This window comes from Paenibacillus sp. FSL R5-0912 (assembly GCF_000758605.1).
GTDB lineage: Bacteria > Bacillota > Bacilli > Paenibacillales > Paenibacillaceae > Paenibacillus_AQ.
In genome coordinates this window covers 476,562-490,558 of the sequence record NZ_CP009282.1, presented here as the reverse complement: position 1 = coordinate 490,558, position 13,997 = coordinate 476,562, and the positions used below count along the sequence as shown (strand labels likewise).

Annotated in this window: 13 protein-coding genes and 1 riboswitch; of the genes, 7 read left to right on the top strand and 6 right to left on the bottom strand. The window is 55.0% G+C overall.

The annotated features are described in order from the left end of the window. Window positions 1–40 precede the first annotated feature (40 nt). The 5 genes from R50912_RS02140 (at window position 41) to R50912_RS02120 (ending at window position 4,937) form a co-directional block, all read left to right on the top strand. A complete protein-coding gene (locus R50912_RS02140; protein ID WP_042232051.1) occupies window positions 41–1,501 on the top strand; it encodes a hypothetical protein in 1,461 nt (486 codons plus the stop codon). A 70-nt stretch (window positions 1,502–1,571) separates the two neighbouring features. Beyond that, a riboswitch (TPP riboswitch) is annotated at window positions 1,572–1,682 on the top strand. Window positions 1,683–1,813: 131 nt separating this feature from the next. Then, on the top strand, window positions 1,814–2,896 hold the full coding sequence (locus R50912_RS02135) for an ABC transporter substrate-binding protein (RefSeq protein WP_042232048.1): 1,083 nt from the start codon (window positions 1,814–1,816) through the stop codon (window positions 2,894–2,896). Between the two features lie 53 nt (window positions 2,897–2,949). Next, on the top strand, window positions 2,950–3,243 hold the full coding sequence (locus R50912_RS02130) for a thiamine-binding protein (protein WP_039299512.1): 294 nt from the start codon (window positions 2,950–2,952) through the stop codon (window positions 3,241–3,243). Further along, a complete protein-coding gene (locus tag R50912_RS02125) occupies window positions 3,240–4,001 on the top strand; it encodes an ABC transporter permease (protein ID WP_042232045.1) in 762 nt (253 codons plus the stop codon). Before R50912_RS02130 ends, R50912_RS02125 begins: the two co-directional genes overlap by 4 nt. 90 nt (window positions 4,002–4,091) lie before the next feature. Continuing rightward, window positions 4,092–4,937 carry an ABC transporter ATP-binding protein gene (locus tag R50912_RS02120; protein ID WP_042232042.1) on the top strand — a complete coding sequence of 282 codons (846 nt, stop codon included), beginning with the start codon at window positions 4,092–4,094 and terminating at the stop codon, window positions 4,935–4,937. A 331-nt stretch (window positions 4,938–5,268) separates the two neighbouring features. Here the strand turns inward: R50912_RS02120 and R50912_RS02115 are convergent, their stop codons facing one another. Genes R50912_RS02115 through R50912_RS02100 form a run of 4 tightly spaced genes read right to left on the bottom strand, consistent with a single transcriptional unit; the run spans window position 5,269 to window position 8,707 of the window. After that, window positions 5,269–5,871, bottom strand: a complete 603-nt coding sequence (locus R50912_RS02115; protein WP_042232040.1) for a response regulator transcription factor — start codon at window positions 5,869–5,871, stop codon at window positions 5,269–5,271. After that, window positions 5,868–7,052 carry a sensor histidine kinase gene (locus R50912_RS02110; protein ID WP_042232038.1) on the bottom strand — a complete coding sequence of 395 codons (1,185 nt, stop codon included), beginning with the start codon at window positions 7,050–7,052 and terminating at the stop codon, window positions 5,868–5,870. The genes R50912_RS02115 and R50912_RS02110 overlap by 4 nt, the downstream gene beginning before the upstream one ends. Before the next feature lie 6 nt (window positions 7,053–7,058). Continuing rightward, window positions 7,059–7,802 carry an ABC transporter permease gene (locus R50912_RS02105; protein ID WP_042232036.1) on the bottom strand — a complete coding sequence of 248 codons (744 nt, stop codon included), beginning with the start codon at window positions 7,800–7,802 and terminating at the stop codon, window positions 7,059–7,061. Next, a complete protein-coding gene (locus R50912_RS02100; RefSeq protein WP_042232035.1) occupies window positions 7,796–8,707 on the bottom strand; it encodes an ABC transporter ATP-binding protein in 912 nt (303 codons plus the stop codon). Before R50912_RS02100 ends, R50912_RS02105 begins: the two co-directional genes overlap by 7 nt. Window positions 8,708–9,094: 387 nt before the next feature. Here R50912_RS02100 and R50912_RS02095 point away from each other — a divergent pair, with 387 nt between their 5' ends. Next, window positions 9,095–10,429, top strand: coding sequence for a glycoside hydrolase family 30 protein (locus tag R50912_RS02095; protein WP_052415932.1), 1,335 nt, complete (start codon window positions 9,095–9,097; stop codon window positions 10,427–10,429). Window positions 10,430–10,531: 102 nt separating this feature from the next. Here the strand turns inward: R50912_RS02095 and nfsA are convergent, their stop codons facing one another. After that, window positions 10,532–11,275: an oxygen-insensitive NADPH nitroreductase gene (nfsA, locus tag R50912_RS02090; protein ID WP_042241382.1), complete on the bottom strand. Its 744-nt coding sequence runs from the start codon at window positions 11,273–11,275 to the stop codon at window positions 10,532–10,534. Between the two features lie 88 nt (window positions 11,276–11,363). Continuing rightward, a complete protein-coding gene (locus R50912_RS02085; RefSeq protein ID WP_042232032.1) occupies window positions 11,364–12,707 on the bottom strand; it encodes an aminotransferase-like domain-containing protein in 1,344 nt (447 codons plus the stop codon). A gap of 207 nt (window positions 12,708–12,914) precedes the next feature. Between R50912_RS02085 and R50912_RS02080 the strand changes: the two genes are divergently transcribed. After that, a complete protein-coding gene (locus tag R50912_RS02080; protein WP_042232030.1) occupies window positions 12,915–13,859 on the top strand; it encodes a DMT family transporter in 945 nt (314 codons plus the stop codon). Window positions 13,860–13,997 lie beyond the last annotated feature (138 nt).

The window sequence follows — 13,997 nt, the reverse complement described above, 5'->3', positions numbered from 1 at the left end:
CAAGAGATCAATATCCTGTGAATAAGGACGGAATCCCTATATGGCTGAGCTGCACTCCGACAGACCTGAACCGCTGCTGCATACTGCATTGCTGCAATTCATTTTCCCCTTCTCCCTCAAGGCCGGACAGGACCAAGAACTGGCCCAGCGTCTGCAGCAGGACGGGTTTACGCGTTTTTTTCTCGATAACAAGGATCTTGAGCATGCCTATTACGGGGAGGGCTACTGCGTCTCCCATGAGAGAATGGAGCGCAGCTACCTGCCGTTCGCCGCTCATGTCCTCTTTCCGCGTGAGAAGGATGCTGATTCCTTCCGCCGCTTTTCCCGGGTGAACAATCTGCAGTGCCAGCTTGAAATGCCGTTTCAATCCGTAAATTTCCGCGTGCTGTCCACGGATGTGTTCCTCTGTCCGTTTGATTTGGGCTTCCTGACCATAAGAACGGCTATTGAAGAAGAGCATCTCTCCTTCAGCACTGCGCTGGAATTCGCCGACCGCTTCCGTACACTGGAGGACGTATCCTACCAGGATAAGCAGTCCTTTATCCATTGTCATAAGAAGTCTTTCGGCCAGGTGGAGGATTTCGTATTCAAGAATCTGATTGCCGGGCTGGAGCCGTTTCTCGACCCTGCGGAGATCGATGGCGCGTATTTCGAGACCTTGCCTTTTTTCGTGGACGAACGGATGCTGGTGCAGGCTTTCTACGGCTTCAACCGCGAAGAAGAATCGGAGGAGATCAGTACCCTGCTGCGCTACCGTGCCTCCCAGCTGGATGGGCTGAGTATGGAGGGCAAGCCTTATACCAGTGCCAGCGATCCCGAATATATCGAGCAGTACACCTCTGAACATTGCTACAGCCGCTGGGGGCCGGACACCTATTATATGACCAATGAGCAGACCTTCTGCTGCCTGAGCCGGGCCGAATCTGACATCGCCACCCCGTTGATTAACCAGATGTACGGGGAGTATTATTATGGGCTTCTGCTGAGTGTTTTTCATAAAATCGTGCTGCTGAAGCTGGCCAATCTGCATTCCCGGCTGCGCATCAACCACGATTATGACGAGATCGAGAATCTGATCTTCCTGATTAATAAGTTCTCGGCCAAGTTCTACTTTCTGGAGCTGATTTCGCAGTCGCAGGGACGGGAGATCTTCTTCCAGCTGCGCAAGGTTTACGGCAACGACGCCCTGTTCGATGAAGTGAAGATGACCTTGAATGACCTGTTCCAGTATCAGGATAAATTCCAGGCCAAACGCCGGGATACGCTGCTGATGGTCCTGACTGTATTTACGGTAATAAGCGGGATTTACGGGATGAATCAGGTCATTGAGGACTTGAAGGCACCGATCGATTGGAGCAAAATGCTGGAGTACTCTGCGTTTGAGTACCTGGCGCTGTTCCTCACCTTCTCCGGGATCGCAGTCAGTCTGGGCCTGACGCTGAGAGAGGTGTGGAACGGAATACGCAGCCGCCGTAAGAAGCGGTTCTATGATAGGGATTGAGGGGGAGGCTGGACAACCAGGAAGCTGGCGTCTATAATACACCGTAAGAACATAGCAATACCCGTGAACTTCATAGAACCAGGGGTGCTGGAATTGGCCGGCTGAGATTGTATCCCACAAGATACTGACCCTTATACCTGATCTGGATAATGCCAGCGTAGGAATCTTCATTCAACCCCGAGCCCCTTCATAGGCCTGAAGTTGAGCTCACCTTGCGCAAGTAACTGGCGTCCCGGTCTCCGGGGCGCTTTTTGGTATGGGTTACTCTGAATTTTGGAAGACTAGGGATTGCTGGAAGGAGAGAGAAGAGAAATGGGAGTCAAAAAAGTATTACCGCTGCTGCTCAGCTCTATGCTGGTTATTGCGATAGCCGGATGCGGGGGCGGAAACAGTAACGCAGGAAATGCCGGAGGCAGCACACCTGCCGCCGGGAGCAGCACCGCTACACCTGAAGCAACCGCAGCCGCCAGTACCACCGACGCGCCTATAGAGCTTACCCCGGTTAAGATTGCGCTGGACTGGACGCCGAACACGAATCACACCGGCCTGTATGCCGCCAAGGAGCTGGGGTATTACGCTGAGGAAGGTCTGGATGTAGAGATTGTGCAGCCTGGCGCTGCCGGGTCTGACACGATGGTTACTTCCGGTGAAGCCCAGTTTGGCATCAGTGCACAGGAGGCGCTCACCCTGGCCCGCCTGCAGGATGTGCCGCTCGTATCTATCGCCGCTATCATTCAGCATAATACCTCCGGCTTTGCCGCTCCGAAGGACCGCAATATTAAGACGCCGAAAGACTTCGAAGGCAAAACCTACGGAGGCTGGGGCTCTCCTGCGGAAGAAGCGGCCATGAAAGCGATCATGGATCCGGAAGGCGGAGATGTCAAAAAAGTGAAGCTGGTAAACATTGGTGAATCCGACTTCTTCACTGCGGTGAAACGCGATATCGACTTTGCCTGGATCTTCTACGCCTGGACCGGGATCGAAGCCGAACTGCGCGGCGAGCCGCTGGATATGCTGTACCTGAAGGATTATGCGCCGCAGCTGGATTACTACACACCGGTGCTGACCACCAGTGAGAAGGAAATTGCCGAGCATCCGGAAGTGGTGAAGGCTTTCCTCAAAGCTACGTCGAAAGGATATCAATACGCGATCGATCATCCGGAAGAGGCGGCCACAGTCCTGTCCGATGCAGTGCCTGATCTTGATCCCGAGCTGGTGCTGGCCAGCCAGAAATGGCTCAGCCCGAAATACAAGGACGATGCCGCCCGCTGGGGGGAGCAGAAGCTTGAAATCTGGCAGAATTACGCAGAGTGGATGTACGGCCTGAAGCTGCTGGACAAACCGCTGGATGCCGCAAGTACATTTACGAATGAATTTTTGCCGGAAGGCCAGTAAACACCGGGTGGAATAATACTGACCCTAACTTACATGAGAGGAATGAATAATAAATGGCTAATACACTGCTTAGCATTCAGGTAATTCCCAAGACTCCAAACAATGAGGATTCGATCCCTTACGTGGACACTGCGATTGAGGTAATTCAGAAGTCGGGGGTCAAGCACCAGGTGAATCCGCTTGATACTACCATGGAAGGCGAGCTCACGGAGCTGCTGGAAGTTGTACGTCAGATGCATGAGGCACTGATTGCCTCCGGCAGCCCGAGCGTGATCTCCCAGATCAAGATCGCCCATAATCCCAGCGGTATTAGCATGGACAAGCTGACGGAGAAATACCGGCCGTGAGAAGCACCTGGAGACAAATCTGGCCGCCCCTTGTGGCGGTCATCTTTTTTCTGGGCGCATGGCAAATTGCGGTATCGGTGTTCCATATCCCGGCCTGGCAGCTGCCGAGCCCGTCCGATATCGCGCGTGAATCACGCGGCAACGCCTCCGGGATCTGGGCGCATACGGCCGCAACGCTGCGCCTGACCCTGATCGGCTTCCCGGTCGGCACCGGCATCGGCCTCATTGTCGCCCTGCTGCTCCATCTGCTGCCCTGGCTCAAAAGAGCACTCTATCCGCTGCTGATCCTCAGCCAGAATGTGCCCTCCATTGCCCTTGGACCGCTGCTGATTATCTGGTTCGGCTTCGGCCTGCTGCCCAAAATCGTCCTGATCACCCTCGTCTGCTTCTTCCCAGTTGCTGTAGCGGCCATGGGCGGGCTGGCGCAAAGCGACCGGGTAATGTTGAACTATATGAAAATGGCCGGCGCAAGCAACTGGCAGATCTTCACCAAGCTGGAGCTTCCCGGCTCCCTGCCCTCCCTGTTCTCAGGGCTCAAAATCTCCGCGACCTATGCTGTCATGGGCGCAGTGGTTGCCGAGTGGATCGGCGCGGACAAAGGGATCGGCTATTATATGCTGCTGCAAAAGGCCTCTTACCGCACGGACCGGATGTTCGTGGCCATTGTCATTATTGTGCTGCTGAGTCTGGTGCTGTTCGCGCTGATTGCCCTGCTGGAGCGGTGGCTCGTGCGCTGGAAGCCGCGCAAGGAAGCTTAACGCGCATAGGGTAACAACACACCGCTATACTGAGAACGTTAGAGATAAAGCTTAAGTACAAAGATTTCTATACAGAAGGAGCTGACCGAAGTGTCTCCACTCACGAATACCGTACAGCTCAAGAAGGACGTCCCCGGCAGCAGCCTTGACGAGGCCAAAAGCGCACCGCCTGCGCTTGAAGTCAGCAGCGTCTCCAAGTCGTTCACGCACCGCCGCCGGGAGACGCATGTGCTGGATCAGGTGTCGCTGACGGTAGCGCCGCAGGAATTCGTCTCCATTGTCGGCCCTTCCGGCTGCGGCAAAAGCACCCTGTTCCATATTATCGGCGGCCTGACGCTGCCGGATGCCGGAACCGTCAGCATGGACGGCGTCCCGGTTACCGGGCAGCGCGGCAAGATCAGCTATATGCCGCAGCAGCCCGCGCTGTTCCCGTGGCGGAGCATAGAGGACAACGTCCTGCTCGGCGCCGAGCTGCAGGGCGCGCCTCAGCCGCAGGCCCGCGAAGCCGCGCGCCACTGGCTGGCCAAGGTCGGCCTGGGCGGATTCGAGCGCGCTTATCCGCATATGCTGTCCGGCGGCATGCAGCAGCGGGCCGCCTTCCTGCGGGCCATGCTCGCTCCGCAGGAGCTGATGCTGCTGGACGAGCCGTTCAGCGCACTCGATGCGCTGACGCGCGAGCAGATGCAGCGCTGGCTGCTGGAGCTGTGGGAAGAGAACCGCCGCTCCGTGCTGTTCATCACCCACAACATCGAAGAAGCGCTGCTGCTCTCCAGCCGCATCTATGTCTTCTCCGGACGTCCCGGCTCCGTCCTGCACACCGTCGATGTACCGTTCCCGCGTCCGCGCCGCGATGAAATCACCGATGCACCAGAGTTCCTGCAGCTTAAGCGCCAGCTCTCGGTGTGGATGCGCGAGGAGCAGGCCAAGAGCCTTTGACGGAGTCGCCGCTATTCGGCCCATATATGCTGAACCTAGCTATTCACATTTCACGATGAACCTGCCGTTTGCGGTGGGGGGCGCATTTTCCGGAATTCCGGAGAAATCCTGCACTAAATACAACATTCCCCTCCTTATCCCGGCCCCTGATTCAAGATTGTTGTACAAAAGGCAGCATTTCTCCTTCTCCAAGCGGCATAGCGGGAGAATTGCTGTATTCCGTACAACAATTCTCTCAAACACCCTATTAACGGTGAACAGAGTTGCACTTCGTACAACATAATGCCTATTCCATGTGAGCTTAAGAAGCTCAATTCATCAAGTACCCGCCCTACATCCAGCCCTTCTCCTCAGCCAGCCGCACCGCCTCAATCCGGCTCTTCACTTCCAGCTTGCCGAGAATCTCCGAGATGTAATTGCGGACGGTGCCGTAGGATAGATGCAGCGCCGAGGCGATCTCCCCGGCACTCCGGCCCGCGCCGGCCAGCTTCAGAATCTCCCGCTCCCGGTCCGACAGCGGGTTCTCTTCCCGCAGGCTGCCGAAGACCAGCTCGGGGGACACCTCCCGGTGCCCGCCCATCACCCGGCGGATCGCCTCCGCCAGCTTGTCCACCGGCTCATCCTTCAGCAGGTAGCCCTGAATCCCGGCCTTCACGCCCCGCTCGAAATAACCGGGGCGGGCGAAGGTCGTCAGGATGATGATTTTGGTGGCACAGCCCCGCGATTTCAGGATCTCCGCAACCTCCAGACCGCTCATCAGCGGCATCTCAATATCCATCAGACATACATCCGGCTGAAGGCGTTCAATCAGGGCCAGTGCCTCTGCCCCGTCTCCGGCTTCCCCGGCAACCTCGATATCATCCTCCAAATCGAGCAGTGAAGCCATCGCTCCGCGCAGCAGCCGCTGATCCTCGGCAATTACGATGCTGATCATGCCGTTTCCCCGTCCTTTCTATCCTTAACTATTCTTGGCGTCACCACAGTTAACAATGTTCCTGTCCCAGTTCCTGTTCCTATGCCACTGCCCGTTCCCGGGCCCAAGGTCAGAGAACCGTCAATCAGGGCCAACCGCTCGGCCATCCCTTTCATTCCGTTGCCGTCCCGGCGGTGCGCTGCTCCCTCAGCTCGCCCGTCCTGCAGCCCGACTCCAACTCCGTTATCCTCCACCGTAATCCGTACCTCTCCAGCCGTCATCTCAATGCCAATCCGGCACAGGTCTGCACCGCTATGCTTCACAATATTGGTGACGGCTTCCTTGATGCAGAGGCTGAGAATATTCTGCGTCAGGTCTGATACGCCCGGGAGCGCTGCATCTCCGTCCACTTCAAGCCCAATCTCCGCGCTGCGCAGCATCTCCCCGGCCTCCGCCAGTTCTTCGGCCACAGAGACTGCGCGCATCTCCGAGACCAGCTCCCGCACCTGCCGCAGCGCAGCACGTGAAGTGCGCTGGATCTCCCGCGCTTCCGCCTGCGCCCGTTCGGGATTCTTGACGGCCAGCTTCTCGACCAGCTGGCTTTTCAGCGTAATCAGCGACAACGTATGCCCCATCGTGTCGTGCAGATCACGGGCGATACGCATCCGCTCCTCGCGTTTGACCATCTCCCTGATGACCTCATTCGCCTGGTCCAGCTCCTTCTCCAGCATCCGCCGGCGGTTCATGGAGCGGATGCCAAAAGGAGTAATCAGCATCATCATGACAAAGGGAAACAGGAATAGCCATTCTGTACCGTACATTTTGCTAAAAGACAGCAGTGCCAGACCGACAACCATCATCGTGAACACAGCAAAGGCCCGTTTGAACCTGCGCAGATCGGTATACCAGCCGACAAAATTGCTTGTGAAGAAGCCCATATAGAAATTGAAAGGGCTGTACACTATACATAACACTGCGATCAGCAGCATTTGCAGTCCCAGCCAGGCCGAGTAGGTCTTGCCCTCTGTCCAGTAGAGTTGACGGTAGGTGACCGTGAAAATCACCACCAGCGCATATCCCCCCAGTAATTTGTATCCGCTATAGCCCTGAAGATTTAAGATCGGGAATACCAGATAGATCAGCCAGATAAAAGGGTAGTAACCAAACCTGCGCGGAAATAACCGGAACTGCTTAAGAGCCATTGTACATTACACCGCTTCCTGTTTTTTTCGGATATAGACCGATAATAGCATAAAAACTGCCAGGTATCCGAGCAATAGCAGCACGGAATTCCACTGCGGAACCCCTCCGCCCACAATCTCCCAGGCACCGTCTCCGTAATTATAGGAAGGCAGCCAGCGGCCGATCCGCTGCATTGCATCCGGCATAATATCCAGAGGCATCCACATCCCTCCGGCCACCGCCAGCGCCATATAGAGCACATTGCTCACCCCGCTCGCCGTATCCACCCGCTTCATTGAGCCAATAATTGTCCCCAGCGCCAGAAAAGGCAGCGAGCCTGCGAGCAGCCACAGGCCGCTAAGCAGCCATTGTCCTGCAGTCAGCGACACCCCGTTGATCAGATATCCCGCAGCGAAAATACACAGCACCGAGAACAGATGCATCACCATCTGACCAAACATTTTACCCAGAAAATAAACAGTACCCGGCAGCGGGGTAATGCGGATGAACGTATTCCAGCCCTGGGTCCGCTCCTGCACCAGCCGGATGCCGAGGGTCATGATCGCCGAGCCCATCACGCTGAAGGCGGCCATCGACATCAGGTAATGCGCCTGCCACTCCTGCGTATCGTCTGTCCCTGTATTGACCACTCTTGTGAAGATGAAATAGAACATAATCGGCATTAGCAGCGACCAGAACACGTAATAGGGATTGCGGATAATCCGCAGCAGCTCCGCTTTGCACTGGGCCATCATTTGTTTTATCAGCATACCGCCGCCTCCTGGCTCATAGTCAACTGCTCGAACGCTTCATCCAGCTTCCCTTGATCAATCACAACATCCTTCACCGCCAGTCCGCCTGTAAAAATAGCCCGCAGCGCCTCATCCGTATTCTCCGTCGTTACATGCAGCCGTCCGTTCTTCTCGTAGCAGGCTTCAACCTCAGGCAGCTCCAGCAGCTGTCCGCGCAGCACCGCCGGATCGCCGAGCGGCAGGAAGGATACTGACTTACTCACGATCCTGGCCTTAATCTCCTCCGGGCTGCCATCTGCCACAAGGGCGCCGCGGCTGAACAGCAGAATCCGGTCTGCGGTGTCCTCCGCCTCCTGCAGATAGTGGGTGGTGAACAGAATCGTCTTGCCTTGCTCAGCCAGTCCCCGGACCTTCTCCCAGAAATGGCGCCGCGCGGTAGTATCGAGCCCTACCGTCGGTTCGTCAAAAAACAGCAGATCAGGGTTACCCGCCAGCGCCAGCGCGAAGCTGAGACTGCGCTTCTGCCCGCCGGAGAGCTTCTCGGCGTAGCGGTTCAGATCGGCCGGGGCAAGCCCCGTGGCCTGAAGCAGCACCTCCATCTCCATCGGCCGCGGATAATAGCTGCGGATCAGGGACAGAATCTCCCGGACCTTCAGCCGGTCCATCACACTCACCTCCTGCAGCATCGCTCCCGTCCGCTCCCGGACCCTGGCGTCTTTGGGCGGAAGACCGAATACCTTCACACTTCCTTCCGCGGGCTCAAGCAGCCCTAGAAGTATAGATAGTGTAGTTGTTTTGCCTGCTCCGTTGGGCCCGAGCACTGCTGTAATAGAACCTCTGTTAATGGTGAAGCTGACGCTGTCTACCGCTTTTTTATCCTGGAAGCTTCTGCTGACATTCTTCATTTCGATCACATGATCCATTCTGTATCCCTCCGTATCCATATGCCCTATGGCTATATTTCTATAGTACAGTAGGCCGAAAATGAACATCAGTATGGACTGTCATTCGTTCAAGGTGACAACTGTCACCCGGATAAATAACTTTTTGAGGAAATTATTGATTTTTATGGACGATTGGATTAAGATAATCCTGCCATAAAAGTAAGCGATTACAATTCTGCATAATCGAGAGGAGTTTAAGGTATGATCAAAAGAATTGGACTGGCAGCGCTGATCGCCACGCTGCTAGCGGGCAGCGGAGGCATTGCGCCGCAACCGGTTTCGGCTGCAGGGGAAACGGCAGAGGTATGGATATAGACCTCAGATCCGAATACGGAGCCGGCTGTCGGATTAAGCACTGGTGCCCGCTTGACCCGCATCGGGGATAAGAGCTTCAGTTCAGGCACCGGAAGCAGCGATTATACAATTACCGTTAACGAAGGCACCACCTATCAGCAAATGGACGGATTCGGCGTTTCCCTGACCGACTCCTCCGCCTGGCTGCTCAATTACAAACTGAATGCTGCTAAGCGTGCGGAGGTGATGGAGAAGCTGTTTGGTAACACAGGGATTGGCTTAAGCGTGCTGCGGCAGCCGATGGGCAGCTCCGACTTCACCTGGTCGGCTTACACGTATGATGACACGGCTGGGGACACCTCACTCGGCCAGTTCACGATTAGCCGTGATCTGCCTTATATCGTTCCAATGGTCAAAGCGGCAATTGCCAAGAATCCCGGCATCAAGGTATTTGCTTCACCGTGGAGCGCCCCGGCCTGGATGAAGTATTCCGGCACCCTGAACGGCGGCAAGCTCAAAGCTGAGTACTATCAGACCTACGCCGATTATTTCAAAAAATACATCCAGGCCTACCAGGCCCAGGGGATTCCCATTTATGCTGTCACCGTACAGAACGAGCCTATGTATGAAACCGGGGCTTACCCCTCGATGGGCATGAATGAACAGGATGAGACCGGCTTCATCGGAGACTATCTGGGCCCAACCTTGCAGAATGCCGGGATCAATACCAAGATCATTGCTTTTGACCATAATTATCTGAACTGGGGCTTCCCCAATACGGTCGTTCAGAACTTGAAAAACTCCGGCAAAGCAAGCTATATCGCCGGCAGCGCCTTCCATCACTACGACAGCGGCGACGGTTCGCAGATGACCTCCATGCATACTGCCCATCCCGATAAAGACATCTGGTTCACAGAAGGCGGGTTCGGCACCTGGAATGATCCGCAGAACGGCACAAGCCAGGGCTTCGACAACATGATTACTGAATTCATCAATATTACACGTAACTGGTCCAAATCGGTTATTCTCTGGAACGCCGCACTTGATCAGAAGGACGGTCCTGCTCTGCTGTCCGCCTACAACACCAACCGGGGCATGGTCACCATTCAGAACTCCGACAATTCAAACAGCAATCCGGAGAACAATGTCACTTATACCAAGCAATATTATCTGCTGGGCCACTTCAGCAAATTTGTCGTTCCGGGTGCTTACCGCATCCAGACCAATACCAGCAATGACCTGAAGAATGTGGCGTTCAAGAATCCTGACGGCTCCAAGGTAGTTGTCGCTTATAATCCGCAGACCTCGGCCAAGAACGTCAAGATACAATGGGGCAGCCAGTCGTTTATCATAAATGTGCCCGCCAAGTCAGTGATGACATATAAGTGGTACGGCAATCCGTCTTAGAGCGGGCTGAATCCTGTAAACAGCAAGAAGCCTTCGCCCTTTCTTTAAGGGGGAAGGCTTCTTGCTGTTATCCATATAGCTTCAGTTACACACTTTAACGTGTTATCTCTGCATGAACCCTTTGCCCAGCAGGAATTCCTTCATATGCATTCTTGACGGCTGGGCCTGGCGCTTCGCCATGATCTCCGACCACGAGGCCTCACTCTGGCCGCCGGTCCGCTCGCGCATATAATCGCGTGAGATCCCGTCATACACCCCGGCCTGCTGCAATGCGGCTTCGGCATCATAACTATTATGATGCAGCACAGCCTGCAGCGGTAGACGCGGCCGCACTCCATTCACAGCAGCGGGATAACCTAGGCACATGCCGAATACCGGATAGACCAGCTCCGGCAAGCCCAGCAGCTCCGACAGCGCGGCAATATTATTACGGACGCCGCCGATATACACGATGCCCAGACCGAGCGATTCTGCGGCAACCGCAGCATTCTGCGCGGCGAGCGCAACATCAACGGTGGCAACGATCAGATTCTCGGTACTGTCCTCATAGGATGGCGCCCCCTGTAGATGGGGAGCCGCCGCCTCACGCAGCCGGTACAGGTCGGCGCACCAGACCAGGAAGACCGGGCACTGCTCGATATACGCCTGATTGCCGGATAAGGCGGACAGCTGCGCTTTAAGTGCAGGCTCCGTTACGGCAATTACGCTATAAGCCTGCACATTGCTGGAGGTCGAGGCCATCTGGCCCGCCCCGATAATGGCAGCGAGCAGCTCGTCACTGACCGGCTTGTCCTGAAACTGGCGGACGGAGGTATGACGGTTCAACAGCTCAAGAGTTTCATTCACAGATTTCATAGTAGGCCGCCTCTCTTCACAGTTATATAGGAATATTATGAACACAATTTAGCATCCAGACAACATGAGGGCCTTCGCGCTACCATCCGCTCCCCCGCTTCACCTCCTGGACTATGGCCTTGATTCCCTCATCAATCTGGTCCAGCCCGGCGCGGGAAATACTGATGCGTATGAACTTGTCCCGGTCCCGGTAATAAGGTAAATAGAATCCATTACCGGGAACGACGCTGATCTTCCGCTCTCCCAGCCGTTTGACCAGCCGTTCCAGATTCACGGTTACCGGCAATTTGAATTGCATATAGATGCCGGAGCTGTCCGCAGAGGCCTCAATCAGACCTTCCGTATTGTGCTCCCGGAGCGCCTCATACACCGCCTGGATTCTTTTGGCGTACATCGCTTTTATTTTGTGCCTGTGGTGCTCATACATGCCGTTCTTGATGTATACCTCAAGTGCTGCCTGGGATAACAGGGAGGTATCCGTGTATCCTTTATAGGCGCGGAACGTCTCCAGAAGCGGCTCCGGCAGCACAACCGCCCCCAGCCTGAGGCCGGGGAAGATGATTTTGGAGAAGCTTTTCAAATAAATCACATGTGAAGTCTGGTCATACGCGTATACAGGATCAAATTGCCGTCCGGCACCCAGATCTGCCATGTAATCATCCTCAACAATATACACATCGTATTTGCCGGCCAGTCTGGCAATCGCCTGCCGCTCCGCTGTGCTGTATGATGTTCCGAGCGGATTATGATACCTGGGCATGGTATAGAATAATTTATACTTGCCGCTTGCGAACCGCTCCTCCAGCTCCCGCAGGTTAATGCCGGCTGCGGAGCGGCCAATCCCGCTTACAGGCAGTCCCTCCGCCTCCAAATACCGCAGATAAATATCATATCCCGGCTGTTCAACGAGGATCTCCATCCTGCCGCCGGGGAACGGCATTCTGGCCAGAATCTCCAGTGCCTGCTGGATTCCCGAAGTAATGATAATCCGCTCTGCCTTGGCAAAAACCTGATACTCCGCTAGATGAGACACGAGCGTGCGGCGCAGCGAATCCAGTCCCTGCGCATCCCCGTAAGTAAACAGGTTATATTTGTACTGGTCAATCGCCTTGTTAAGGCAATGCTGGAAATCCAGATACGGAAATACGTTCAGATCGGGCGATGCCGAAGCGAAGTCGATTGTTCCGCTGCCCCCGGCAGGTCCGGGTTCTTCCGTCTTCTCCACCATATAATAGCCGCTCTGCGGAATCGAATATATGGCATGTGTTCTCTCCAGCTCCCCGTAGGCCCGCAGAATGGTGCTGACACTGCAGCCGTAGAAAGCTGCGGCACTGCGCACGGAAGGCAGCTTTTCCCCAGGACGGTACTGTCCTTCCTTCATCCGCTTCTCTATCTCCGATACAACCGAATGATACTTTTTCACGCTGCCCCGCCTCCCATCGCCTTCATTCCACAGCCTGCTATTCATGATACCTCTATTATCCTTCACTCCTTATACAGGAAACAATGCACTGTACCGGTACAGTGGCCGAAAGCCGGTATTGTTCTGCTGCGGAATTCCCTTTAATTTTAAAGTAACACTTACGATGTTTACAGCATCCAGTCTTACTCACACAAAGGAGATGTACCTATGCAGCAGCAAGGACTCAAGCTGGCCTATAGCTTTGCCGTACTCAATGCGGTCATTATCGGATTCTCATTCCTGTTCACCAAGGTGGCTCTCGGCCATGCCGGACCGCTCGATACACTAACCTACCGTTTCGCCGCTTCGTTTGTTGTGATGTCGGTCCCGGTCGCCTTCGGCTGGGTCAAAATCTCCTACCACGGCAAGCCGGTTGGCCGGGCACTGCTGCTGGCTGCGATGTATCCGCTGGGATTCTTCACCCTTCAGGTATTCGGACTTCAGCATGCCACCTCTGCCGAGGGTGGAATTCTCTATTCGTTCACTCCGGTCGTGACGATGATCATCGCCTCTATTTTCTTGAAGGAGAAGACCACTCTGCTGCAAAAACTATGTGTTTTCCTGTCCGTATTTGGCGTTGTGTTTATCTTCGTCATGAAGGGAAGCAGTATTCAGCTGTCCAATATGACCGGGATTGCGCTGTTGTTCCTGACTTGTCTCGCGTTTGCCGGATACAGCGTGCTGGCCCGGTCACTCTCCAGGCACTTCAGCCCCGCTGAACTCAGCTACCTCATGATGGGGATCGGCTTCGCAACCTTCCTGATCATTTCACTCACCGGACATGCAGCCAACGGAACCTTCAGCGAATTCCTAAGTCCGCTGGGGAGCGGCACCTTTATCCTGTCTGCTGTGTATCTGGGAGTCATAGCCTCACTGGTCACTACCCTGACTTCAACTTATATCTTGTCCAAAATCGAAGCTTCGCTCATGAGCGTGTTCACCAATCTCTCCACCATCGTCTCCATTGCAGCCGGAGCGTTCTTCCTCGGGGAAGAGATTACAGTGTACCACTGGATCGGATCGCTTCTGATCATAGTCGGGGTAATCGGCACCAACCGGCTGGGCCGGAGCAAGCCTGGCGTGCAGGTTGCCGGCCGGAGCGAGTCTGTGTAAGCATGTGGTGTGCTGTTCCACATTGCTCTATTCTGACTACTTCTGGGGAGGCACATTGCTCGATTGTGTTCGATTTTTCGCATACATTGGGCCCGGTTAGCTTCGCGGAAGCAAATTGTATTCGATTTTTCGCATACA